Consider the following 22,929-nt stretch of genomic DNA (forward strand, 5'->3'; position numbering starts at 1 on the left):
TACCGTTCCGCTGGAAGTTGTCAGGTCAGGTAATTCAACAGGCTGAGCTGCTGCAGACGCGCTGTCAGGGCGAAGGACGTCTCGATATGCTGTGTCAGATCCGCGACTCTGGTGGCGGCCGTGGCCGGGTCGACGGCTTCGAGATCAAGGATATGGCGTTCGAACAGATCGATCTGCGTCTTCATGCGGTCGCTGGCATCGGAGACGCGCTTCTGCACGATACCGGTCTCCGACTGGACCTGGGCGATGCCGCTCAGCGCCTCGCCGACCAGTGTCTGCGAGTGGGTGACGATGCTGTCCTTCGCCGCCCGGCTGATGTTGCTGGACATCAGGCTGGAGACCATTGCCGCGGCCATGGCGAGCTTCCTGATGCCGTCACTGTTGGCGCTGGTCGAGGTCTCGGTGGTTTCGTTGAGCGCGATGCGGCTGACGATCTGCTGGTCGGTGGCGTTTGACATATTGGTCTGCCAGCCGGCGCCGAGGAACTGCGGCGCAACGTCGTTGGTGATGAAATCGTCCATCTGGGCGGCGGTGATGTTGGCCGCTGCCGGATCGTTGGGCGTGAAGCCGAATTTGGCGACGAAGGAGGCGTCGAAGGCGGCCTTGGCCGGTGAGCCGGCGGCCGTGAAATCGTTGATCGGCTTGACGTCGGTGTTGGTGCCGGCAAACAGATATTCGCCGTTGACGCTGGTGTTGAGGATCGAGGTCAGCTGCTGGAGGGTCGTCTGGCCGGTCGACTGCGTCAGGCTGTTGGAGTTGTCGCCCGATGATGCGGTGGTCAGGGCGGACAGGAAGGTCTGCGCCACGCCGGAGAGCTGGCCGAGCGACGTCTGCGTCGACGCAAGCCTTGCGGTGACCAGCCCGTTGGAATCGACGATCACGTTCAGCCGGTCGAGGTCGCGTGAAAAGGTGACGGACTGGGCGGTGCGTCCGCCCAATGCCAGGCCGACATCGGCGACCCTGCCGGTCGAGGATTCTTTCGTGGCTTTGACGAGGTCGGCCTGCATGCGCATCTGTTGATAGCGCATGGCGTTGGTGAGGGCGGCCGAAGAGACTGAAGTCATGGGTTATCCCACCGCGTTCAACAGGGCCGTCATCATGTCGTCGACGGTCTTCATCATCCGGGCCGATGCCTGATAGGTATGTTCGAGGTCGAGCATCAGCGACATTTCCTGGTCGACATTGACGCCGGTCGCATTGGATAGCGCCTCGGAGCTGCGCTGTGCCAGCGCTTCCTTCGCGTCGGCGGCGGTCGAAGCCTGCTGGCGCATGCCCTGCAGCCAGCCGATCGAATTGGCGGCGTAGTCGGAAACGCTTGATGTTGCCGAAATGCCGGCGGCGGGGTCGAACGTCATCGGCTGGTCGAGCCGGTCGCCATAGGCAATCAGAAGGCTGGAATAGGAAGCGCCGCCGCTGGTGTTGGCGACATAGGCCGCACCGTTGGCGCCGCCGTCGCGCAGCAATGTCGGATTGCCGCCGGCGCTCGGATCCATCGCCGCATTGATGCTGATCGTGCCGGCCAGGCCATTGACCAGCGTGCCCGCAGCCGGCACCGCCGGCGCGCCGGACCAGGTGAACAGGCCGGCGGCGTTGGGCATCGAGGGCGCGGTCTCGGCAAAGGCCGTGATCAGGCCGCGCGCGGTCTCGTCGAGCTGGCCCTGCATGGTCGAGGCGACGCCGTCGCGCAGCTGCAGCAGGCCGGCAAGCTTGCCGCTGGCGGTGGTGTTGCCGCCGCTTCCCGCCGAGACCGGCACATTGTCGATATAGATGGTGTTGCCGGGGGCACCGGCGGCATAGCCGGCCGCCGGCGTGAAGCTCACCGTGCGCGGTATCGTCTCGAACAGCGTGGTGCCGTCACCCGTGGTGATGACCATGTCGTTGTCGCCGCGCGTGAAGGTCGATATCGGAACATAGTCCGCGATCTTCTTCAGCAGCGCGTCGCGCTGGTCGAGCGCATCGGAAACATCGGTGCCGGAACGGGTTCCGGATATGACCGCCTGGTTGGCGTCCTGGAACTGGCCGAGCAGCGAGTTGAGGTCCTTGACCGCCGTGTCGATCTGGCCGTCGGTCTGGGTGCGGAAATCCTGAATGGCCTTGGAGCCTTCATTCAGGGAGCGCACGACCTGCTTGGCCGTGTCGATGACGCTGGAGCCGAGATTCTGGTTGGACGGCGAGGTGGCGTAGAGCTGCAGCGCCTGCTGCAGATTGGCGATGGCCGTCGAGGGCGAGGAGGCATTGTCGACGCCGTTGACCGAAACGTCCAGCTGATCCATGCCGCTGTAGAGCGCGTTCTGGCCGCTATAAGCCGACAAGGCACCGAGATTCTGCCGGAAGAGCAGGTCGTTGGCGACGCGCTGGATATCAACCGAACGCGCGCCGGGCGCCGTACTGGTGACGACGGCGATGCGGCGCGCATAATCCGGATTGGAGGCGTCCGAGACGTTGCGCGTGACAACGCTGGTCTGACGCGCGGTACTCATAAGCGCCGATTGGGCGATGCTCAATGCGGAAGATAACGACATGCTGGTCTTTCACGGGCCACGCCCGGTTTATCTCTTCAGGTTGACAAGGACGTCCATCAGGTCGGAACCGGTCTGGAAGACTTTCGAATTGGCGGTGTAGCTGCGCTGCGCCGCGATCATGTCAGTCAATTCCTCGGCGATATCGACGTTTGAATTCTCGAGCGCGCCGGAGATGATTGAACCGGCCTTGCCCTCATTGGCGAAGCCGACACGGATCGCGCCGGAATCGGTGCCTTGCGCATAGACATTGCCGGGCAGGGCCTTGAGCTGGTCCGGGCTTTGCACGTCGGCCAGAGGGATCTTGTAGAGCGGCTTGGTGGAACCGTCCTTGTACTGGGCGTAGATGGTGCCGTCCTTGCTGATCTGGACCTTGTCGATGGTGCTGGGCGCGTTGCCATTGACCTGGGCGTCGGAGACCGTGAAGCCTGTGCCGAGCTGCGTCAGCTTCGACAGGTCGAGATTGAGGCTCGCGCCACCCGGCACGGTGAATGAAACGCCGGTGGTCGCGCCGGTGAGCTTGCCGGTCGTGGTGTCGAAGGTCAGGTTGGCCGTGCCGAGGGCGCCGCCGGTGTAGGGGAACGATGTTCCTGGCGTCGCCTTCGACTGATCGAAAACCGCCACCTGCCAAGTGCCGGCACCGGTATTGGTGAAATAGACGTCGAGCAGTTTTTTGTTGCCGAGGTTGTCATAGGCGACCATCGACGATTTCGAGGTGTACTGCGCCGTGGCGGCGTTGGCGCCGGGCAGGTTGGCGGCGACGACCGGCGTCGCACCCGCTGGCAGATTGCCGCTGTAAGTACCCTGGGTGCTTGGTGTCGCGGTTAGGCCCTGGTCGGAGATGACGACCGGCTCCAGGCCTTCGAAGCCGTTCACCGTCGCCGCCGGGGTGCCATTGGCGTAGCTGTAAGCCATCAGCTGGAAGCCGGCCGCGTTGACCAGCCTGCCCTGTGCGTCGGGGACGAAGGCGCCGGCGCGGGTCAGGAAAGGCGTGCCGCTCGGATCCTGGACGACGAAGAAACCATCGCCGCTGACGGCAAGGTCGGAGACAGAGGTCGTGTACTGCAGCACGCCCGGATCGCTCACCGCCTGCCGGATCGTCGTGGTGACGCCGCCGGAATTATAGGCGCCGCCCGTCGACGGCATGATCAGGGTCGAGAATTCGGCCGAGGACCGCTTGTAGCCGGTGGTGTCGGAATTCGCGATGTTGTCGGCGGTTGTCGACAGGCGGTTGGCCTGGGCGTTCATGCCGGAAACGCCGGTCCGCATCATTCCGTAGAGGCTCATCGAGATGTCTCCGCAATATCCATGCCACTGGTGGCGAGGCTACGCGTCCTGTCTTGCGCGAGGCTGGCGCGGCGCGGCATCAGAAGACGAGCCGGTAGCCGAGGAAGCGTTTGGAATCGATCGGGTCGGTGCCCAGCTTCTCGCGCAGCTTCTTGCGCAATTTGCTGATGTGGCTTTCCACCACGTTCTCCTCGACCTCTTCGTCGAAGATGCCGTAGATGGCGTTGAAGACCTGGGTCTTGGTGACGCGGCGGCCGCGGTTGCTCGCCAGATATTCGAGGATGCGGCGTTCGCGGCGCGGCAGGGGCAGCGGCTGGCCGTCGATCTCCGGGTCGCGGCCGTCCATGAAGATGCGCATGGCGCCGATCTCGGTGTAGGCGACATCCTCATGGGCGCGCCGGCGGATGGCGGTGATGCGGGCCAGGATCTCTCTGATGTGGACGGGCTTGCGGATGACGTCGTCGACGCCGCTCTCGAACAACCGCAGCGTGTTTTCCAGGGAATGCTGCTCGCTGAGCGCAATGACCGGAGCGTCGGTGCGGTCGCGGATCTGGCGCGGAGAGATGGCGCCGTCGCGGCAGTCGCCGATCAGGAAGGCGCGCACCGATCGCAGGTCGGTGTCGGCGGCCGAGTTGACCCACTCGCCGAATTCGCCGGGCGCGAAGCCCGCGCAGGCGACGCCCTCGCGATCAAAAAGTGAATTGTATCCCTCAGTTACGAGCTCTCGCTCGTCAACGATCACGATCATCGGCCCCGCCTCCGAATCAGCACATTTGCCCCGTGGGGAAAGGCCTAACCGTTGGCGGGAATCCTGAACAACCGTCATTTCTTGTAACTAGTTTCTTGGGAGTCTGGAATCGTGCCGGTTGCATTAGCGTGCAACCAGATATGCTTGCGGGGGGAAGTTCTGGGTAAGTTAAAACGGCAAGCCCTGAGCAGTGCTACGGGCGTATTAGGGGCAGAAGATACGCTTAAGGGTTGCAGAAGGTGCGGGCGTTGGTTGTCCATTTGCCGAAACCGGTGGCGACCATATTGGCGATCACCCTGCAGACATAGACCTTCTGCGCCGGGTCGTTGTCGGGGCCGGCATGGTAGCGGGCGACGGCCATCGACCAGGTCTCGTGGCGGGCATGGAGACTGGCCAGGAAACGCGCCGCATAGTCGACGTTCTGGCGCGGGTCGAGCATGTCCTCGACGCTGCGGAAGTGCGAGGAATGATAGTGGTGGTTGATCTGCATGCAGCCGAGATCGATCAGTGTCTTGCCCTCGCGCTGGGCATTGGCGAAGGTGGCAAGCGCTTCGGCCCGGCTCCTGGGGAAGATCGCTTTTCCTTCTATATTCAATGCGTTAGGCTGAAGGCTGACTTTCTTGCCCGTCTCGGTCAAGCCGACGGCATAGAGGATGCCAGCGGGCACGCCATAGCGATCAGCGGCGCGCAGGATCTCGGGCTCGCAGGGATTGGTAGCGGCGAGGGCGGCGTTGGCGAGGCTAGATAAAGATATCGCCGCCAGCGCGCTCGCGAGATGGCGAAGCGGCGCGGCCGTGGGCTTGCGCGTCATCATGATTACCCCTTGCGGACTGCTGGCCCTGTTGCTGGCCGCCGGCTCCACCGTTGCCGCCACTGGAGTTTCCGGGCTGAAAGGCGGATTGGTCGCGGCCAGGCGCGGCCGTGAGCGGGGCGGTTGCATCCGTCCGGGTCGTAGCCGCAACTGCCACCGAAGGTTGCATGATGGTGACCTTATCAACCTCGAAGCCCAGCCCGCGCAGCGACTTGACGATTGCCTCGCTGTCGCTGGAAAGCCGGCGGTAGGCGTCGTGTGTTTCGGGCTTCAATTCAATCGAGAGTTGTTCTCCCGAGAGGCGAAGATGGGCGGTGACCATGCCCAGTTCGGCCGGGTGAAGTTCGATCTTCAACACATGTGTCGGAACGGCAACAGAGCCGGCCATCTGGGTGGTCGCGGCGGCGGTCGAAAACGCATGCTGCGGACCAACATCGGCCGCTACGGCGTTGATTACGTTGAGTGCTGCCTGGCTCATCGACGCCTGCGGCGGAGCAGGGAAGCTGCGCTCGGAAACCACGTCGACGCGCGCCTGGGCCGAGAGCTGTTTTCCTGGCTCCGACCGCAACGAGGACTGGACGTCGGCGATGGACTTCAGCTGCGGCGCCGCCTGCTTCTGTTCGACGCCCGGCACATCGGCGGTTGTGGTCTCGGGCAGCGGGCCGGCGGCCATTGCATTGTCACGCCGTGGCGCGCCAGTGCCGGCGCTCGCGTCGCGGCCGGATTGGCCGTCGAGCTTCTTCAACGGCCCGTCCACGAGTGAGACCTGCTCGGGCTTCGGCATCGGTTCGAGGTCGTCGTGCCCGGCGGCGGATGTCGCCCGATAGGCTTTTGACAGGAGCTGCCCGTCGAGCGCCGGTTCCTGTCCGGCCTCGCTTGCGTCGGCTGACTTGGCCGATGTCGAGAAATGGCGCAGGTCATGAAATGCCATCAGCAAAGGCAGATGATCGTCGAGCGGCATTGCGCTGGCTTCGGTCGCTGGCGTTTCGGTATCGGCGTCCTTGTCCGCCTCGACGCCCTTGGCGTCCTTCACGGATTTCGCTGCCGTCGATCCGGTGGGCGTGGTCCTCGCCCTGCCGGCCGGCATTGCCTCGTCCTCGCCTGCCTGTGCCGCAAGGCCGGCGGCAAGCTTGCTCCAGCGCGGGTCGCGCGCGCGTCCCTCGGTCGTCGGCTGCTTTTCCGCCTGGCCCGCGCTGCCATGCACCATCTTGCCGAAACCAGCATCATCCTTCTTGCCGGGGGCGGCCGGCTGCTCCGCCGTGCGCGCGGCGGTAAATCCTGGCAGGGCCGGGCCGAGACTGGGGGTCATTTCGGGGCGGCTCCAAGCATCTGGTCGATCAGGTCGAGCTGTCGACGGGTTTTCATCATGGCGGCGTCGGTCGGATCGGTCGTGTCGGGACCGGCAGAAGCTGCCGGCGCCGATGCCGGCAGGACCGTCGCCGAATCGGCTGAAGGCGCCGGCGCGCTCGGTGCGGCGGCCACCGTCCCGCCGGATGGCGAGGCGGCGGGCTGTTCGGAGACGGCACCCTCGACGGGCGGCAATCCGGCCGCGTCGGTGGCCTGTGTGGCGGCGACCTCGGATTTGGGCTGCGGTGCAAGGGGTGCAGACGCCGGAGTTGCCGCCGGAAGGGAAGCAGGCGGCGCCACCACCTCACCGGCGATCGCCTGTGCGGCGTCGAGCAGGGCACGGTCACCGTCCGATAGCTTGCTGCGGTCGATCTTGCCGAGCTTGGTGCGCACATCCTCGATCGTACCGGAAGTCACAGTGGACAGGCTCGAGTAAAGCTCGGCGCGCGGATCGCCCTGATTGGTGTTGCCGTCGCGGCCCTGCTCGGCCCGCGCGGAGGCAAAGGCCGACAATTCGCTGAGGCCGTCGATCGCGGCGCGGCGGGCGATACGCAGATAGATCACCTTCTCGCGCTCGGGATCCATCATCGAGGTGATGTCGGCGAGCTTGTCCTGGCTGATCGACATGTGCAGGGTAATGACGCCGGAGACGAAGGAATCGGCGAACTGGCTGGCATAGGGCGAATAGAGATAGCGCTCGACATATTGGGTGGAGGCACGTGCGAACCGTGCTGCGTCGCCTCTGGTAACGGCGATGCCGACCGAACGCCGCAGGGCCGCTTCCTCGACCAGTGTGCCGGGGCTGAGCAGCTTGGCCTCATCGAGCAGCGTGAGCGCCATCACCGGGTCATCCGTCGCCATTAGCGATCCCTTGACCAAGGCAAGAAAAGCGCCGAGGTCGCTGGGCAGCGTCATAGGATCGATTGGCCTCAGGACTTCGATCGCACCGGTGGGTCGGCCAACCAGATAGTTTATGACGCCCTTGGCGATTGAGAGGTCTTGGGCATCGACGGCCTTGGCACGAGAAACCGCCGCCTCGACGGTCACGGGATTGCCGCCGCTCATGCCGTAGACCAGCAGCGCGCGAAAATTCTTGGGGTCCTTGAAGTCCTCCGCATCCGCTTCGCGCAGCCGGGTATCAATCATCTCGAGCAGCTTCGCCTGCATCGGCATCGCGGCGTGATCGCCGGCGGCGATGCGGTCCTGGACCAGCTGCAGCGAGCGCACCAGCTGGTAGGGCTGCAGCGTGTCCTGGGCAAAGCCGGCCGACGGATATCCGGCTGCCAGCAGCAACAGGCCCATCAGCCGGCTGGTGACGGCCGCCCGCTTCATCCGCCGGTCGCCATCAGGATCTCGATGCGGCGGTTGGCCGCCGACAGGGGATCGGCCGGATCCTTCGGCTGGCGGTCGGCGAAGCCGGCGACCTCGGTGATGCGACGTTCGTCGACGCCGCCGCGCACGAGCATGTAGTAGGCGGAATGCGCGCGCGCCGTCGACAGCCGCCAATTGTCGTAGCTGGCGCTGCGGAAGGGGCGCGCATCGGTGTGGCCGTTGATGCTGATCGTGCCCTTCTGGCTGTTGACGATGCGGCCGATCTTTTCCATCGCCAGCACCAGTTCGCGGCTCGGCACCGCCGATCCGACTTCGAACATGCCGAAGTCGAGCTGGTCGGTGATCGAGATGACGACGCCCTTGTCGGTGGCTTCGACCGAGACGCCGTCGTGCAGCTTGTCGCCAGGCTTGAAGGCTTCGGCCAGCTGTTGCTTGACGTCGGCCGCGGCCTTCACGGCAGCGGCGGTCGGCTGCTTCTCCCCGGCTTTAGGCGCGGTCGTCTCTTGCACGGCGGCTGCACTATCCGCCTTGGCGGCAGCCACGGCCTTGCTGTCGCCCGCCTTGGCATCACCGGCATTGGCACCGCCGGCCTTGGTTTCGCCAGCCTTGGCCATCGTCGCGGCGGCGTCCTTGCCATCCTCGGCCAGGGGCTCGAGCGGGGCATCCTTGACGGGCGGCGCCGGCGGCACGGCCTTGACCTTGGCGACCTGCGTTTCGGCGGCCTTGTCGCCTGGCTTGAGCGGATCGCCCTCGATCTTGGGGCGTTGGGCGCTCGCCTCGGCGGCGGGTGTGGCCACCTGCTGCGACCAGAAGTCCGGCTCGAAGGGATCGCGGTAGGATGCGCCGCCCGAGGCGCCCGTCGCCGGCCCGGCGCTTTGCGCGCCGCCGTCGCCCTTCTGGCTGACATTCTGCATGACGCCGGTGTCGGTGGCGATTTCGGAGAGCACCGCATAGGGGTCGGCGAAGAGGTGATCGTCGGTTTGTTGCGGCTGTTGCTTGTCCTTCTTGGCGTCGGATGAGCCCGCGTCACCGCTGCCAGCCTGGCCGGGTTTGGCTTTCGTCTGCTGAGGTTTGTCGGCCGTCGAGCCAATGGCGCTTGGCCCGTCGCCCAGATCCTCCAGCCCCTTGCGACTCGAATTGCGGTCGACCAGCTTGACCGGGTTGAAGTAGCTGGCGACGGCCGCCTTGGTCTGTTCATTGGCGGCGTTGATGAGCCACATGACCAGGAAGAAGCACATCATGGCGGTCATGAAGTCGGCGAAGGCGATCTTCCAGACGCCGCCATGATGGGCCTCATCGTGGTCGTCATGACCCCGCCGCACGATGATGATCTCGTGCCTGCCGTGATCGGCCTCGGCGACACTCATGACAAGACCTCGGAAAGGGTTGTCGACCATTCGGCCATGCGTGTCTCGAACACGGCCTCGTCAATGGTCACGGTCAGGTCGAAACCTGGCGCCTCGACGAAGTCGAGATTTGCAGCGCGTGGTCCAAGAGATGCCTTCAGCGTTTCGAACAGCGACAGTGGCCCGCGGACGGCGATGCGCACCGCTTCGCCATCGCCGACGGCTTCGCGAACCGCGCCGGCGAGCGCTTCAAGCGAGCGCTTCTGCAGATCGTCGCTGACAATGGCGCCGATGATGCGGGCGACCGTGGCGGTGACAAGATCCGTTACGCGTGCCTCCATGGCGTCGATGCGCAGCGAGACCGCCTTGCCGATATCGCCGCCGAAGCTTTCGAGGAAAACCCTCGCTTCCTCGGCATGCGCCTGGCGCTCCGCTTCCAGCGCCGCGTCATTGGCAGCGACAAGCCGTTCCGCCAGCGTTGCCTCCGCCTGGGCAACCGCCTCGGCGATCAGCGTGCCGATATCGGCCTGCGGTGCGGATGCTTCCGGCCTGTGCTCGGATGCGGCCTGGGGCTGGCTGACGCGCGGCGTGCGCGTACCGAAATCAGGGAGAAGATCGAAAAGGGCTGCGGAGGCCATGGTTTACGCCGCGACTTCCTGGGCCGCCCATTTGCGCAGGATCTGCGCTGTGCGCTCCTCGTTAAGATCGACCATGCGGGCAAGCCGCTCCTGAGGCGCCGGCCTGATCTTCTGGCGAAGATCATCGAGTGGATTGGTGCCCGGCCGCGAGCTAGGCAAGGCGCCGATGGCGGCACCCGCATCGGCGGAAGCAGCCGCCTCGGGTGTCGGCAGCGACCGCTGGACTTCATCGAAGTTCGGGCCCGACAAAGCGGGCGCCGCTTTTGCCGTCAGCGCTGCCGCCATCGGCCGCAGACCGAAGAAGGCCACCAGGAACACCACGACGATGAAAGCGCCGGCGTTGATCAGCGTGCCGGCGTGCTGGCCGATGGAATCCAGCATTCCAGCCTGCGGGATCGCTTCGCCGTCGAGCCCGTCGATGAATTCGACCGCCGAGACGTCGATGACGTCGCCACGCTTGTCGTCGAGGCCGGTGGCCGACGTCACCATCTTCTGGATCTCGGCGACGCGCTTGGCGATCTGCTCCGGGGTCGCGTCCTTGCCCAGGATCGCCTTCAGCCGGTCCTGGTTGACGACGACGGCGATCGACATCTTGGTGACGGTGTAGCCGTTGGAGACGGTGGCAATCTTCTTGGAGTTGATCTCGTAATTGGTGATCTCTTCCTTGCGGTCGTTCGCCGAGGTCGTTTGCGGACCCTCGGTGCTGGCCGCCTGGGTCTCCGGCAGGTTCTGTTCAACGCTCGCCGGGGTCGAAGCCTGCTTCTGATTGCTGTTCTCATTGGCGCGCACCGACTGCACCGAGCGCTCGACACGCGAATTCGGATCGAAAATGGTTTCTTCCGTCTGGCGGGTGTCGGTGTTGACCTCGGCCTTGACGCTGGCGCGGAAATTGTCAGGGCCGAGGTATGGCGCCAGCGCGCGGCGGATGTTGTCGCCGATCTGCGCCTCGACCGTCTGCTCGACGCCGAGTGTGCGCGCCGCACTGGTGTTGGAGGGATCATCGCCGGCGGCCAGCAGATTGCCGTTGGAATCGAGCACCGTCACCTTGTCGGCCGACAGGCCAGGCACGGCGGCGGCGACGAGATGGCGGATCGACTGGGCGCTTTTCTCTGCGTCGATGCCGGCATAGCGGATGACCACCGATGCCGAGGGCTGCTGTTCGTCGCGGCGGAAGTTGGCGCGCTCGGACATGACAATGTGGACGCGAGCCGCCTTGATGCCTGATATGGACTGGATGGTGCGGGCGATCTCGCCTTCCAGCGCACGCACGCGGGTGATCTGCTGCATGAACGAGGTCAGGCCCATCGCACCGACATTATCGAACAGCTCGTAGCCGGCATTGGCGCTGGTCGGCAGACCCTTTTCGGCAAGCAGCATGCGCGCCTGCGCCGTGGTGCCGGCCGGCACCAGAACCGAGGTTCCGTCGGCGCCGACGTCGAAGCCGATGCCCGCCTCGCCCAGCACCAGGCCGATCTGGTTCACGTCGGAGCGGTCGAGCCCGACATAGAGCGTGTCGTAGGCCGGGCGGTTGAGGTAGACCGAGGCGATGCCGATGACGCCCATCACCAGAACGGCGATGCCCGCCAGCATGGCGAGGCGCTTCACACCAAAACCACGGAGATTCGAGATGATGCTCTGGATCTGTTCCGGCACGATAGAGCGACTCCCAGCATGATTGTCCGCCGGAACACTAACCCTCGAAGCTTGTGCGAAAATGAAATCGGGCCGCGCTTGCGGCGCGGCCCGTGAATTGGAGGGAGCAGTGTCTGCCAGCTACGGCCGGATCAGCCGTTCTTGAACAGCGACAGGATCGACTGCGAGGAGCTGTTGGCGATCGACAGCGACTGGATGCCGAGCTGCTGCTGGACCTGCAGGGCCTGCAGGCGGGTCGATTCCTTGTTCATGTCGGCATCGACGAGCTGGCCGACGCCGCGGTCGATGGAGTCCATCAGGCTCTGCGTGAAGGTTTTCTGCAGGTCGATGGAGCTCTTGGCGGCGCCAAGGATGGTGGCCTGGTCGGTCAGCTGGCTCATGACCTTGTCGATCTTGCCGATCATCTGGGTGATGATGTCGTCGGTCACGCCTGCTGCCGTGATGTCGAGATTGAAGGCGGAAACGTTGTCGATCCTGGGGACCACCGCGCCCGCAGCCGTCTGGCCAGCGGTGTTGGCGGCGATGTCCGTGCCACCGCCGGCGATCGCAGCCGCGTAGGCGGTGTCGTACAGGTTCTGGGCGGCCGCTGTCGCGTATACGGAAGTCTTGCGGTCGAGCGTGCCCTGGTTCTTGACGGCGGTGGAAAGACCGCTGTCGAACAGTTTCGTGCTCTCGACATTGATGTCGATCGTTCCGAGCGAGATGGCGCCGGAGGAGGAGCGATTGAAGGACGCGACGATTTTGGCGTCGGGTTGGACGCCGTCATTGGGGGCCGCGACCTGCGTCGATGTCACCGAAAGGAAATTCGAACCCGAGAAGGTGGCGGCATCGGCAAAGGACTTCATCTGCGCCTGGAGCGTGGTGATTTCCGTCTGCGTCTTTGCCTTTGCGGCATCCGTCTGGCCGACGGTGGAAAGCAGCTTGGTCTTGAGCTGGCCGATCGACGTCAGCACATTGTTCATGCCGGTGTAGGCGGTGTCGACCTTCGAGGCGCCGAGGCCGAGCGCATCCTGCACCGTCGACAGCGCCTGGTTGTCCGAACGCATCGTCGTGGCGATCGACCAGTAGGCGGCGTTGTCGGAGGCCTCGGAGACCCTGTAGCCCGTCGAGATTCGCGACTGTGTATGCTCAAGCGATTTGTTGGTGGCGTTGAGGCTTTGAAGTGCGGTCAACGCCGCAGCGTTTGTCATGATGCTCGCCAAGAAACTCGCTCCTTTTTCCCAGGCCGGTCTTTCTCAAAAAACCGGCATTGCCCTCGCGAGCCGGTGGCCCGCCCGTCGATTGCCGTCGCCCCGACCGGGCCGATTCGCCAATCCGTTGTAAGCTATGGTTAACCATGACTAACGCGTTATGGTTAACGGCCTGTTAAAGGCCCGCTTTCGAGGGTTAAGAAACGAGGGTTGTGCGGGGCTGGAGCAAACGCAAAACGGGCCGCGCTTTTGGCGCGGCCCGTTTGCCTGGTTTGGTCTGCTGCTAGAGCGATCAGCCGCGGAAGAGCGACAGGATCGACTGCGACGAGCCGTTGGCGATCGACAGCGCCTGGACGCCGAGCTGCTGCTGGACCTGCAGCGCCTGGAGGCGGGTCGATTCCTTGTTCATGTCGGCATCGACGAGCTGGCCGACACCGCGGTCGATGGAGTCCATCAGGCTCTGCGTGAAGGTCTTCTGCAGGTCGATCGAGCTCTTGGCGGCGCCGAGCTTGGTGGCGGCGGTCGTCATATCCTTGAGCGCGGCGTCGACAACGGTCATCATCTGCGAGATCTGACTGTCGCTGGCGGCCGTGGTACCAGAGAAGATGGCCAGGCTGGCGACCGAATAGGTATCGGTGGCCGCAGCCGCAGCGCCCAGCGTCGGGGCCGAAGCCGTGGCAGTCTCGGCGCCAGAGACGCCGAGACGATTGGCGTCCAGGATGCCCTTCGACGTAGCAGCGGTGCCGGCTTCATACAGCTTGATGCTTTCCACGTTGACGTCGATCGTCGAGATCGAAACCGCGCCAGCGGAGGTGCGGTTGAAAGCCGAAACGACCTTGACGTCAGCGGCGGTGGTGGCCGTCGCGCCGCTGTTCACCGACAGCATGTTGGTGCCGGAGAAGGTGGCGGAGTCGGCGTAACCCTTCAGCTGTGCCTGAAGAGCGGCAATTTCGACCTGGGTCTTTTCCTTGGCGGCGTCGGTCTGACCGTAGGACGCGGTCAGCTTCTGCTGGATCGCGTTGATGGTGGTGATCGCGCTGCTCATGCCGGTGTAGGCGGTGTCAACCTTGGAGGCGCCGAGGCCGAGCGAGTCCGAAACGGTGGACATGGCCTGGTTGTCGGAGCGCATCGTGGTCGCGATCGACCAGTAGGCGGCGTTGTCCGAAGCCTGGGAGACACGATAGCCCGTCGAGATGCGGGACTGGGTGGTGTCGAGGCTCTTTTGGGTGGCGTTAAGGCTCTGCAGCGCCGTCAATGCAGCGCTGTTCGTCATGATACTGGCCATGGCTACTCGTACCTTGTTTTTACAGGTGTTTTTTTGACATACCGGCTTTTCCGGTATGACGGAGCGGCATCATGCCAATGATCGTCGAGAGATCACCCGCCATCTGCGAGCGACTATGGCGGCGAGTTCCTACCAAAGGGCTAAATCGGACGGTTAATCGAAAATAATTCGAGAAGAAAACGACGATGTCCGGCGCACCGCCCGGTACTGTCGGCGGACGCGGCTTCGGGCCGGGATCGTGACGTCAGGTGAAGGAGCGCACCAGGCTGCCGACGAGCAGGTTCCAGCCATCGATCAGGACGAAGAACAGGATCTTGAACGGCAGCGACACCACAGTGGGGGGCAGCATCATCATGCCCATCGCCATGGTGATGGTAGCGACGATCAGGTCGATGACCAGGAATGGCAGCACGATCAGGAAGCCGATCTCGAAGCCGCGGCGGATCTCGGAGATCATGAAGGCGGGCACCAGGATGCGCAGGTCGACCGTCTCCTTGGCAACGACCTGGCCGCGCTCGCGGGCGAGGTCGGCGAAAAGGTCGAAATCCTTGTCGCGCACATTGTGCAGCATGAAGGTGCGGAACGGATCCGAAATCTTCTCGAAGGCCTCGGTCTGGCTGATCTGGTTGTCCATCAACGGCTTGACGCCGGTGTTCCAGGCCTGATCGAAGGTCGGCGCCATGACATAGAAGGTCATGAACAGCGACAGTGAAATGAGGATCAGGTTCGCTGGCGTCGACTGCAGGCCGATGCCGGCGCGCAGGATCGAGAAGGCGATGACGAAACGGGTGAAGCTCGTCACCATGATCAGCAGCCCGGGCGCCACCGACAGCACGGTCAGCAGGCCGAACATCTGGATGATGTAGCCGACGGTGGTGCCGTCGGCCTTGCCGATGCCGCCCAGGTCCAGCTGTTGCGCCGCCGCGACGGAGGTGGCGGCGCCGATCAGCGCCGCGGCGAGAAGGAACTTCTTCATTCGAGCAGCAATGTCCTGATGAGAACCTGTTTGGCGTGCCCCTGGCTGCGGATCGAGGCACGTTCCTCGATATCGGCTTTCAGGTGCTGGTAACCGCTGGCGCCCTCGACCTGATGCATCTTCAGCGTGCGCACGAAGGCCAGAAGGTCCTGATGGATGTCCTCCGTCATCGCCGGCGGCTGCGGCGCGTCGTAGACCACGGATACTTCCATCCTGATCCAGGTGTCGGCGGGGGAGGCGATATTGGTGGTGATCGGCGCCAGCGCGACAAGCGTCAGTCCCGTGCCAGGCTGTTGCGCGGCAGCGGGTTCGGCGATTTTGCCCTCATTTTCAGGTGCAGCCGGCACCGATGATGGTGCGCCGGCACCCTTGAGATAGCCGCCGGACATCCAGCCCATGCCGGTGGCGGCGACCGTCACCACCAGCAGCATGGCGCCCTGAACCACAAGGGATGGACCCTTGCGAGACTGGAGTTGTTCGACATTGGCCACGGCGCTTTGTTCTCCAATCCCTAGAACGGAAGAACCTGGTCGAGAACCTGCTGGCCGTAGGCCGGCTGCTGGATCTCGGTGATACGGCCGCGCCCGCCATAAGAAATGCGCGCCTCGGCGATGCGTTCGTAGGGGATCGTGTTCTCGGCGCCGATATCGGCCGGCCGCACGATGCCGGCGATGGTCAGCACCCTCAGTTCGGCGTTGACGCGCACTTCCTGCGACCCCGTGATCATCAGATTGCCGTTCGGCAAGACATCGGTGACGATCGCCGCGACATTGAGTTCAAGCGTTTCCGATCGCTTGATCTCGCCATCGGCCGTCGTGTCCGTGGCGGAGTTGAGCGTGCCAGCACCCTTGCCGGCGGTGCTCCACTTATCCCATTGTGCGCTGAGGTCGAAGCCGAGCTTGCGGTTGGCGGTGCGGCTTCTGTCGTTCTGGTTCTTGAAATTGGCGCGGTCGTTGATCTTGATCTTGACGGTCAGGATGTCGCCCTGCGAGAGCGCCCGGGGATCGGTGAAGAGGCGGCTCTGGCGATCGTCCCACAGCGAGAACTTCTTCACCGGTGCCCGAGGTGGCTCGGGGTATTTATACAGGGAAGACGTGTTGCCGCCGTCAATGCCCGAGCCGACCGGCGACAGCGACGGTTCCTTGCCGACTTCCCTGAGGTTGGTGCCGCAGCCGGACAGCGCTGCCACCGCGCACAGGATGAGCGTTCTGAGGATCATGACGGATCTACCCTTCGGGCTGCGCTGGCCATGATGCCGGTGAGCGTCGCCGCCGCCTTCTGGTCCATTTCGTTGAGAATGACGCCGGCCTTGCGTGAATCGAGCTTCATCAGGATGGCCGCGGCCAGGTCGGCGTTGACAATCGCCAGGCGTTCGGCCGCCGCATCGGGCTTCATGCCGGCATAGATCTTCACGACGCCGTCCTCGGCCCGGGCCAGGAACACTTCACGCCGCTTCAGCCAGGTCTCGTATTCGGCTTTCTTTGCGTCCAGCGCTTTCATGCGCTCGTCGATGCCGGCCTGCAGCTGCTTCAATTCCTCGGCCTGCAAGGCATAGCGGCGGTCGCGGGCGGCGTCGGCGATGTTGGAGCAGAAGCGCTCGATCTCGCTCTGGTCGGGCGCCTTCTCCCGCGCCAGTTGCTGCGGCGCCACCGCGGGCTGCGCTCCGGGCAGAACCTGGCGAACGACATCCTCGCCATGCGCGCCGCCACTGGCAACGGCCATGGCCGCGAGAGTCGCGGCCGCGAACAGGATTGCGCGGGAGGAGCGTCTGTCGCGGGATGGGAGGGAGGGGATCATCGGCATCGCCTATTGAAGAACCAGATCGGCTTGCAGGGCGCCGGCCGACTTGATGCCTTGCAGGATGGCAATGATGCCGTCCGGCTTGACGCCGAGGCGGTTGAGGCCGGAAACGAGGGTTTGCAGGTCGGGTCCATCGAGCACCGCGACGCGGGCATCGGGCCGGCTGGCGTCGATGGCGGTGAACGGCTCGACAGCGGTTTCGCCCTTGGAGAAGGGTTCGGGCTGCACGACGCGCGGCGCTTCGGTGATGCGCACCGTCAGCGTGCCGTGGCTGATGGCGACGCGCGAGATCTTGACGTCGTTGCCAATGACGATGGTGCCGGTGCGCTCGTCGATGACGACGCGGGCCGGGGTATCGGATTCGACCACGAGGTTTTCGATCTCGGCATAGAAGCGCGCGGCCGAAACGCCCTTTGGCCTTCTGATCTGCACGGTGCGGGAATCGCGCTCACCCGCGACGCGCATGCCGAAGCGCTGGCTGGTATAGTCGTTGATCGCGTCGGCGATGCGGATGGCGGTCGAGAAATCGGGATTGCGCAATTGCAGCGTCAGCGTCGACTGGTCGTCGAATTCGGCCTTCACCGAACGCTCGACGATGGCGCCGTTCGGCACCCGGCCGGCGGTCGGCACGCCTTGCGTCAATTGTTCGGCCTGGCCCTGGGCGGTGAAGCCCGAAACGATGACCGCGCCCTGGCCAACGGCGTAGATCTCGCCATCCGCCGCCTTCAGCGGCGTCATGATCAGCGTGCCGCCGGCCAGCGAGGTGGCGTCACCCATCGAGGAGACGTCGATGTCGATGCGGGCGCCCGATTGCACATAGGGGGGCATGTTGGCGGTGACGATGACGGCGGCGACGTTCTTGGCGCGCGCGCTGCCGCCTTCGGTGGCGATGCCGAGATTTTCCAGCATGGCGCGGATCGACTGCTCGGTGAACGGCGAATTGCGCAGGCTGTCGCCCGAGCCGGCGAGGCCGATGACCAGGCCGTAGCCGACCAGCTGGTTGTCGCGCGAACTCTGCAACTGGGCGATGTCCTTGATGCGCGAGGCGACCTGGCCGGGCGGCAGCGAGCTTGGCCCGGGCGAAACGCGGAACATGCGGGTGGTGGTCGCCGGATCATATTCCGGATCGTCGTAGACGCCGCCGTTCTTGGCGGCGAGTTCGCGCTTGGCCTTGGGCGTCAGGCCGTCGGCCAGCGCCGGCTGCAGGCCTAGCGTGGCAGCGAGCAGAAGGGCAAACGGGCGCATCATGAAGCGCTGACCTGGATGGTTCCGTCGGCCATCACCGTGCCGGAGAGGATCTTGCCGCTATCGCTGTTGCGAACCTTGATGAGGTCGCCGGCCGAACCTGGTTGCAAGGTTACCGCGGTGGCCGATATCGTCAGTCCGCCGGCGATGAAGAAGACCTGCACTGCAGCACCCTGTTCGACCAGCCAGGCCTCGCGGATGGCGGCGGTCGGGATGTAGCGACCGGGCAGCAGCGTGCGCTTGGCGATCTTGCCTTGAAGCTCCTCGGCGCGGGTCGCCATCGCATCGGGCTTGTGCTTGCCGGGGATGAGGGTCACCTGTTTCAGGGCGGCGAGTTCGATGGTCTCGCCGGGGTAGATGACGCGGCTGGGGATCAGCACGACCTCGCCGGCAGGCTGATTGCTGGCGATCTGCGTTGCCGATTGATTTGTCGATTGATTTGTCGATTGATTTGTCGATTCCTGGGCGAAAGCCGGCAAGCCGCCGGCCACCAGCGCAAGGACCAGCGCGGTGCGGCGGAATGCGGAGCAGGAGATCGGCATGGCCATCATCCCTACCTGATGTTCTTGGAGACGACCGAGGCCATGTCGTCGGCGGCCTGGATCACCTTGGAATTCATCTCATAGGCGCGCTGCGCCGAGATCAGCTCGGTGATTTCCTTGACCGGGTCGACGTTGGAGGCCTCGAGATAGCCCTGCTGGATGGTGGCGAAGCCGGGATCGCCGGGCACGCCGGCATTGGCCGGGCCGGAGGCCGTCGTTTCCTGGAACAGATTGTCGCCGAGCGGCGCGAGGCCCGCCTCGTTGGCGAAGTTGACGATCTGGAGCTGGCCGAGATTCTGCAGGTCGGTCTGGCCGTCGATGCGGGCAAAGACCTGACCGGTCTTGTTGACGATCACCTCGACCGCATCGGTCGGCACGGTGATGGCCGGAATGACATTGGCGCCATCCACCGTCACCAGCTGGCCGGTGGCGTTGGTGTTGAAGGCGCCGGCGCGGGTGTAGAGCGTGCCGCCATCGGCGCCCTCGATCTGGAACCAGCCCCTGCCGGTCAGCGCCATGTCGAAACTGTTGCCGGTGCTGGTCAGTTCGCCCTGGGTGTGCACGTTGCGCACGGCCGTCGTCTTGACGCCGAGACCGATCGAAACGCCTTCCGGCACCAGCGAGGCGTTGGAGCGATTGGGTACGCCTTGCGTGCGGTCGACCTGGTAGAGCAGGTCGGAGAATTCGGCGCGCGCCCGCTTGTAGCCGGTGGTGTTGATGTTGGCGATGTTGTTGGCGATGACTTCCAGATTTGTCTGCTGGGCATTCATGCCGGTGGCGGCGATGGAAAGTGCTTTCATGACCTGCTCCTCAGATACCCATGCGACTGACTTCGAGGTAGGCCGAAACGACCTTGTCGCGGATGGCGACGGCGGTCTGAAGCGCCTGCTGCGCGCTCATCACGGCATCGACGACCTGGCGGGTGTCGGCATCGCCCTTGAGCGCCTGGAGCGACACCTGTTCGGCATTCTGCAGCGTGTTGACGGTCTTGGAGGCTGCCTGGCTCACCGCTTCGGCAAAGGAGGTGCCAAGGTTGCCCGAAGTCGCCGGCGCGACACCGCCCTGAAGCAGGTCGGTCGCCGTATCGCCCAGCCCGGGCTTCAGGTTGAGCGCGCCGATGCCGTTCACGATCATTGGTTCCTCATCAGGTCGATGGTCATTGAAATGAGGTCGCGCGCCTGCTTCACGACTTGCAGGTTGGCCTCGTAGGAGCGGTTGGCCTCGGTCATGTCGGCCATTTCGATCAGCACGTTGACATTGGGCATCTTGACGTAGCCCTTCTCGTCGGCGGCCTCGTTGCCGGGCTGGAATTCAACGGGGAAGACACTCGGATCGCGGTCGATCGAGTTCACTTCAACCGTCGAGGCGCCGGAAGCCCGGTCAAGCTCGGAGACGAAGCTGATGGTCTTGCGGCGATAGGGGTCGGCGCCGGGCGTGGTGCCGGTCGACTGGGCATTGGCGAGGTTTTCAGAAACCACGCGCAGGCGCTCGGACTGGGCGCCGAGGCCGGATGCTGCGACTTTCAGGGCTGCGGTCAGTGCGTCCATGGTCAGCTCTTCACCGCCATCATCATCATCGAGTGGAAAGCCTTGACGATCGCCGTGTTGAGCTCGAAGGAACGGCGCACCTCGCCGGCCTTGAGGAGTTGGTCCTCAAGCACGACGGTGTTCTTGGACGGCATGACCACGCCGTCATCTTCCTGCGGCTTGATGGTGAAGCCGGCATTGGTCGCCGCGCTGCCGAGATGGCCGGCCTCGGTGGTCTGCAACGACACAGCCGTGCGGTCGAGCACCTTCTCGAAGGGCTCGACATCGTTTGCCGTGTAGCCCGGCGTGTTGGCGTTGGCGATGTTGCCGGCGATCGCCGACTGGCGCACGGAAAGCCACTGCGCTTGCTTGGCGGCGAGATCGAAAAGGGAAACGGGCTCCATGGGAATCTCCGGGCATGTGCCCAAAGACTAGGCCGCCAGTCTTGCGCGGACCTTGCGGGCAGCCGCTACCTGGAAAGCTGGATCAACTGGTTGGTGCTGGTCAGCATGACCCATTTGCCGTTGCGCTGCTCGATCGACGAGACCGTGCTGGAGTCCGGCAGTATCGAGCCGCGCTGGACGATCCACAGGCCGGTGTCGTCCTCGATCATGGCGCGGCCGTTGGCGACATGAACCATGCGGAATTTCGTGACATCGGCCGGGAAGGGCTGGTCGCCGGGCGGCTGCGCCGGGGTGGCCTCATCCTGCACCGTCCCGGTGGCGAGCAGGTCGATGCTGGTGTTGGGAAGGTCCTTGGCCGTCAGCGGCGCGCTGCGCGAGGTCACCACGCCGCCACCCTCGCGTCCCGAATTGGTGCCGGTGCCGCCAAACTTGATCGCCTGAACGCCGAACTGCTCCTGGTTGAAGAAGATATACCAGGGAAACAGGGCGCAGATCAGGCCGAGCGTGACGCCGAGCGCGGCGATGACGAAGTCGCTGCGCCGGTCCGCCTTCTTGCTCAATTTTGGAAATTGCGCCTTTGGCGGCTGCGGCCATTCGGTGACGGGAAACAGGCCGTCGATCAGCGATTCGCGGCTAGCCTGCGTCATCTCGGCAGGCTCGACGCGGGAAACCACAGGCGCGACGGGCGCAGCAGCCCGAGCCACGGGTTCGGATCGGGGTAGGACCGGCTTGACGGCTCTGGCCAGAACAGCCGCGGTCTTGGCTGCGATGGCGCTGGCGGCCTTTGCCTTGGCCCTCCTCTCCTCCTCGGCTCGAGCTACCTCGGCGGCGTTCGCCGCGGCGATCATCTCATTCAGGATGCGCTCGGTGTACTGGCGTTCAGTCTCCTGATTCGGCATTCAGCTTTCCCTTGAGATGGCGGGCGAGATCGGAGAACGGATCGGCGGATGGGCGGTCCCTGGGTGATTGCGTCAGCGCCTCGTAGATCAGCGGCACCTGGCGCACGGCGATGTCGAGCTCGACGTCGGCGCCACCCTGATAGGCCCCGAGCAGGCGGATGTCGCGCGTGTCCTCGAAGCGGGCGATCATCGACTTCAGCCGCGTCACCAAAGCGCGCTGTTCGACGCTCCAGGCCTTGCCGGCCAGGCGCGATATGGACGACAGCGGATTGACCGGCGGATAGCGACCCTGTTCGGCGATCGCGCGGTCGAGCACGACATGGCCGTCGAGGATGCCGCGCACGGAATCGGCGACCGGATCATTGTGGTCGTCGCCGTCGACCAGCACGGAAATGATGGCGGTAATCGACCCCTTGCCTTCGGCCCCCGGTCCGGCGCGCTCAAGCAATTTGGGAAGTTCGGTGAAAACCGAGGCGGGATAGCCGCGGGCGACCGGCGGCTCGCCGGTTCCTGTCGCCACCTCGCGCAACGCATGGGCGAAGCGGGTGATCGAATCCAGCACCAGGAGCACACGGTGGCCCTGGTCGCGAAAGTGCTCGGCGACGCGCATGGCGGTGTCGGGCGCGCGCCGGCGCATCATGGCGCTCTCGTCGCTGGTGGCGACGACGGCCACGGTCTTGGCCATGCTGTCGCCGATCGTGTCCTCGAGGAATTCGCGAACCTCGCGGCCGCGTTCGCCGATCAGCGCCACGACGACGGTGTCGAACGCGTCGGCGCCGGCGAGCATGGCGAGCAGCGTCGACTTGCCGACGCCCGAACCCGCGAAGACGCCCATGCGCTGGCCAAAGCACAGCGGCGTGAAGATGTCGATGACCTTGACGCCGGTCATGAAGGCGGTACCGACGCGCTGCCGCGCCATGGCGCCTGGCGTCGTGGCGCGGCCCGACAGGTCTTCGCCCCTGATCAGCGGCGGACCGCCATCGATCACCCGGGTGAGCGCGTCGATGGTGCGGCCGCGCCATGAAGCATGGGGTGCCACCGCCAGCGGCCCCCTGCGGAACACCGCATCGCCGATGCCGGCATCGGCGCTGCGTTCGAAGGGAGCAACGACCACTTCGTCGCGGCTGATTTTGACGATCTCGCCGCGGCGCGCGCCGGACTGGCCGCGCTGCTCGACGATGTCGCCCAGCCTGGCGAAATCGGAAAGGCCGCGCACCTTGTAGTGCGTGGACGTGACTTCGGTGACGAGACCGCCACGCTTGACCAGCCCGTCGGCGTTGCCGAAACGCCTGATAACCCGTTCCAGTGCGGCGAGCCGATCTTCGGGCGCCGGCTGCAACTGCCTTTCGGGTGCGCGGATGGAGGACCGGTCGAGCGACAT

Annotated in this window: 24 protein-coding genes; all 24 read right to left on the bottom strand. The window is 64.8% G+C overall.

Going from position 1 to position 22,929, the window contains the following annotated elements:
* Window positions 1–20 precede the first annotated feature (20 nt).
* On the bottom strand, window positions 21–1,064 hold the full coding sequence (locus tag JG747_RS10620) for a flagellar hook-associated family protein (protein WP_019860972.1): 1,044 nt from the start codon (window positions 1,062–1,064) through the stop codon (window positions 21–23).
* 3 nt (window positions 1,065–1,067) lie between these two features.
* Window positions 1,068–2,522, bottom strand: a complete 1,455-nt coding sequence (gene flgK / locus JG747_RS10625; protein ID WP_019860971.1) for a flagellar hook-associated protein FlgK — start codon at window positions 2,520–2,522, stop codon at window positions 1,068–1,070.
* Window positions 2,523–2,549: 27 nt separating this feature from the next.
* Entirely contained in the window at window positions 2,550–3,806 is a 1,257-nt protein-coding gene (locus JG747_RS10630; protein WP_019860969.1) for a flagellar hook protein FlgE, read from the bottom strand.
* Between the two features lie 79 nt (window positions 3,807–3,885).
* Window positions 3,886–4,554 (bottom strand): response regulator transcription factor, encoded by a 669-nt coding sequence (locus JG747_RS10635; protein WP_202361734.1) that lies wholly within the window; start codon window positions 4,552–4,554, stop codon window positions 3,886–3,888.
* 223 nt (window positions 4,555–4,777) lie between these two features.
* Window positions 4,778–5,365, bottom strand: coding sequence for a transglycosylase SLT domain-containing protein (locus JG747_RS10640; RefSeq protein ID WP_202361735.1), 588 nt, complete (start codon window positions 5,363–5,365; stop codon window positions 4,778–4,780).
* Window positions 5,295–6,674: a flagellar hook-length control protein FliK gene (gene fliK, locus JG747_RS10645; protein WP_202361736.1), complete on the bottom strand. Its 1,380-nt coding sequence runs from the start codon at window positions 6,672–6,674 to the stop codon at window positions 5,295–5,297. The genes JG747_RS10640 and fliK overlap by 71 nt, the downstream gene beginning before the upstream one ends.
* Window positions 6,671–8,044, bottom strand: a complete 1,374-nt coding sequence (locus JG747_RS10650) for a chemotaxis protein MotC (protein WP_202361737.1) — start codon at window positions 8,042–8,044, stop codon at window positions 6,671–6,673. Before JG747_RS10650 ends, fliK begins: the two co-directional genes overlap by 4 nt.
* Window positions 8,041–9,411: a MotB family protein gene (locus tag JG747_RS10655; RefSeq protein WP_202361738.1), complete on the bottom strand. Its 1,371-nt coding sequence runs from the start codon at window positions 9,409–9,411 to the stop codon at window positions 8,041–8,043. Before JG747_RS10655 ends, JG747_RS10650 begins: the two co-directional genes overlap by 4 nt.
* Window positions 9,408–10,028, bottom strand: coding sequence for a hypothetical protein (locus tag JG747_RS10660; protein WP_019860962.1), 621 nt, complete (start codon window positions 10,026–10,028; stop codon window positions 9,408–9,410). The genes JG747_RS10655 and JG747_RS10660 overlap by 4 nt, the downstream gene beginning before the upstream one ends.
* Before the next feature lie 3 nt (window positions 10,029–10,031).
* Complete coding sequence (gene fliF, locus JG747_RS10665; protein ID WP_019860961.1) at window positions 10,032–11,681, bottom strand: flagellar basal-body MS-ring/collar protein FliF; 1,650 nt, start codon at window positions 11,679–11,681, stop codon at window positions 10,032–10,034.
* 131 nt (window positions 11,682–11,812) lie between these two features.
* Window positions 11,813–12,883 (bottom strand): flagellin N-terminal helical domain-containing protein, encoded by a 1,071-nt coding sequence (locus tag JG747_RS10670; protein ID WP_019860960.1) that lies wholly within the window; start codon window positions 12,881–12,883, stop codon window positions 11,813–11,815.
* 280 nt (window positions 12,884–13,163) lie between these two features.
* Complete coding sequence (locus tag JG747_RS10675) at window positions 13,164–14,156, bottom strand: flagellin N-terminal helical domain-containing protein (RefSeq protein ID WP_019860958.1); 993 nt, start codon at window positions 14,154–14,156, stop codon at window positions 13,164–13,166.
* 244 nt (window positions 14,157–14,400) lie between these two features.
* A complete protein-coding gene (gene fliP, locus JG747_RS10680) occupies window positions 14,401–15,132 on the bottom strand; it encodes a flagellar type III secretion system pore protein FliP (RefSeq protein WP_019860957.1) in 732 nt (243 codons plus the stop codon).
* Entirely contained in the window at window positions 15,129–15,623 is a 495-nt protein-coding gene (locus JG747_RS10685) for a flagellar basal body-associated FliL family protein (protein WP_019860956.1), read from the bottom strand. The genes fliP and JG747_RS10685 overlap by 4 nt, the downstream gene beginning before the upstream one ends.
* Before the next feature lie 20 nt (window positions 15,624–15,643).
* The gene (gene flgH, locus JG747_RS10690; protein WP_019860955.1) at window positions 15,644–16,351 is read right to left on the bottom strand and encodes a flagellar basal body L-ring protein FlgH; all 708 of its coding nucleotides are present in this window, start codon (window positions 16,349–16,351) and stop codon (window positions 15,644–15,646) included.
* Entirely contained in the window at window positions 16,348–16,935 is a 588-nt protein-coding gene (locus JG747_RS10695) for a MotE family protein (RefSeq protein WP_019860953.1), read from the bottom strand. Before JG747_RS10695 ends, flgH begins: the two co-directional genes overlap by 4 nt.
* 3 nt (window positions 16,936–16,938) lie before the next feature.
* Window positions 16,939–18,180 (bottom strand): flagellar basal body P-ring protein FlgI, encoded by a 1,242-nt coding sequence (locus JG747_RS10700; RefSeq protein ID WP_019860952.1) that lies wholly within the window; start codon window positions 18,178–18,180, stop codon window positions 16,939–16,941.
* Window positions 18,177–18,725, bottom strand: coding sequence for a flagellar basal body P-ring formation chaperone FlgA (flgA, locus tag JG747_RS10705; protein WP_167626432.1), 549 nt, complete (start codon window positions 18,723–18,725; stop codon window positions 18,177–18,179). Before flgA ends, JG747_RS10700 begins: the two co-directional genes overlap by 4 nt.
* A gap of 5 nt (window positions 18,726–18,730) precedes the next feature.
* Entirely contained in the window at window positions 18,731–19,519 is a 789-nt protein-coding gene (flgG, locus tag JG747_RS10710) for a flagellar basal-body rod protein FlgG (protein WP_019860950.1), read from the bottom strand.
* 10 nt (window positions 19,520–19,529) lie between these two features.
* Window positions 19,530–19,853 carry a flagellar hook-basal body complex protein FliE gene (locus tag JG747_RS10715; protein WP_019860949.1) on the bottom strand — a complete coding sequence of 108 codons (324 nt, stop codon included), beginning with the start codon at window positions 19,851–19,853 and terminating at the stop codon, window positions 19,530–19,532.
* Window positions 19,850–20,266, bottom strand: a complete 417-nt coding sequence (flgC, locus tag JG747_RS10720; protein ID WP_010911274.1) for a flagellar basal body rod protein FlgC — start codon at window positions 20,264–20,266, stop codon at window positions 19,850–19,852. Before flgC ends, JG747_RS10715 begins: the two co-directional genes overlap by 4 nt.
* A gap of 2 nt (window positions 20,267–20,268) precedes the next feature.
* Window positions 20,269–20,649 (bottom strand): flagellar basal body rod protein FlgB, encoded by a 381-nt coding sequence (flgB, locus tag JG747_RS10725; RefSeq protein ID WP_019860948.1) that lies wholly within the window; start codon window positions 20,647–20,649, stop codon window positions 20,269–20,271.
* Between the two features lie 65 nt (window positions 20,650–20,714).
* Entirely contained in the window at window positions 20,715–21,548 is an 834-nt protein-coding gene (locus tag JG747_RS10730) for a hypothetical protein (RefSeq protein ID WP_019860947.1), read from the bottom strand.
* The gene (fliI, locus tag JG747_RS10735; RefSeq protein ID WP_019860946.1) at window positions 21,529–22,929 is read right to left on the bottom strand and encodes a flagellar protein export ATPase FliI; all 1,401 of its coding nucleotides are present in this window, start codon (window positions 22,927–22,929) and stop codon (window positions 21,529–21,531) included. Before fliI ends, JG747_RS10730 begins: the two co-directional genes overlap by 20 nt.

This window comes from Mesorhizobium sp. 131-3-5 (genome assembly GCF_016756575.1).
In the GTDB taxonomy this organism is placed as follows: Bacteria; Pseudomonadota; Alphaproteobacteria; order Rhizobiales; family Rhizobiaceae; genus Mesorhizobium; species Mesorhizobium jarvisii.

Bases quoted from the DNA above. Each gene is read 5' to 3' on its own strand.
- JG747_RS10620 (WP_019860972.1), bottom strand. From the start codon at position 1,064: ATGACTTCAGTCTCTTCGGCCGCCCTCACCAACGCCATGCGCTATCAA.
- flgK (WP_019860971.1), bottom strand. From the start codon at position 2,522: ATGTCGTTATCTTCCGCATTGAGCATCGCCCAATCGGCGCTTATGAGT.
- JG747_RS10630 (WP_019860969.1), bottom strand. From the start codon at position 3,806: ATGAGCCTCTACGGAATGATGCGGACCGGCGTTTCCGGCATGAACGCC.
- JG747_RS10635 (WP_202361734.1), bottom strand. From the start codon at position 4,554: ATGATCGTGATCGTTGACGAGCGAGAGCTCGTAACTGAGGGATACAAT.
- JG747_RS10640 (WP_202361735.1), bottom strand. From the start codon at position 5,365: ATGACGCGCAAGCCCACGGCCGCGCCGCTTCGCCATCTCGCGAGCGCG.
- fliK (WP_202361736.1), bottom strand. From the start codon at position 6,674: ATGACCCCCAGTCTCGGCCCGGCCCTGCCAGGATTTACCGCCGCGCGC.
- JG747_RS10650 (WP_202361737.1), bottom strand. From the start codon at position 8,044: ATGAAGCGGGCGGCCGTCACCAGCCGGCTGATGGGCCTGTTGCTGCTG.
- JG747_RS10655 (WP_202361738.1), bottom strand. From the start codon at position 9,411: ATGAGTGTCGCCGAGGCCGATCACGGCAGGCACGAGATCATCATCGTG.
- JG747_RS10660 (WP_019860962.1), bottom strand. From the start codon at position 10,028: ATGGCCTCCGCAGCCCTTTTCGATCTTCTCCCTGATTTCGGTACGCGC.
- JG747_RS10675 (WP_019860958.1), bottom strand. From the start codon at position 14,156: ATGGCCAGTATCATGACGAACAGCGCTGCATTGACGGCGCTGCAGAGC.
- fliP (WP_019860957.1), bottom strand. From the start codon at position 15,132: ATGAAGAAGTTCCTTCTCGCCGCGGCGCTGATCGGCGCCGCCACCTCC.
- flgH (WP_019860955.1), bottom strand. From the start codon at position 16,351: ATGATCCTCAGAACGCTCATCCTGTGCGCGGTGGCAGCGCTGTCCGGC.
- JG747_RS10695 (WP_019860953.1), bottom strand. From the start codon at position 16,935: ATGCCGATGATCCCCTCCCTCCCATCCCGCGACAGACGCTCCTCCCGC.
- JG747_RS10700 (WP_019860952.1), bottom strand. From the start codon at position 18,180: ATGATGCGCCCGTTTGCCCTTCTGCTCGCTGCCACGCTAGGCCTGCAG.
- flgA (WP_167626432.1), bottom strand. From the start codon at position 18,725: ATGGCCATGCCGATCTCCTGCTCCGCATTCCGCCGCACCGCGCTGGTC.
- flgG (WP_019860950.1), bottom strand. From the start codon at position 19,519: ATGAAAGCACTTTCCATCGCCGCCACCGGCATGAATGCCCAGCAGACA.
- JG747_RS10715 (WP_019860949.1), bottom strand. From the start codon at position 19,853: ATGATCGTGAACGGCATCGGCGCGCTCAACCTGAAGCCCGGGCTGGGC.
- flgC (WP_010911274.1), bottom strand. From the start codon at position 20,266: ATGGACGCACTGACCGCAGCCCTGAAAGTCGCAGCATCCGGCCTCGGC.
- flgB (WP_019860948.1), bottom strand. From the start codon at position 20,649: ATGGAGCCCGTTTCCCTTTTCGATCTCGCCGCCAAGCAAGCGCAGTGG.
- JG747_RS10730 (WP_019860947.1), bottom strand. From the start codon at position 21,548: ATGCCGAATCAGGAGACTGAACGCCAGTACACCGAGCGCATCCTGAAT.
- fliI (WP_019860946.1), bottom strand. From the start codon at position 22,929: ATGTCGCTCGACCGGTCCTCCATCCGCGCACCCGAAAGGCAGTTGCAG.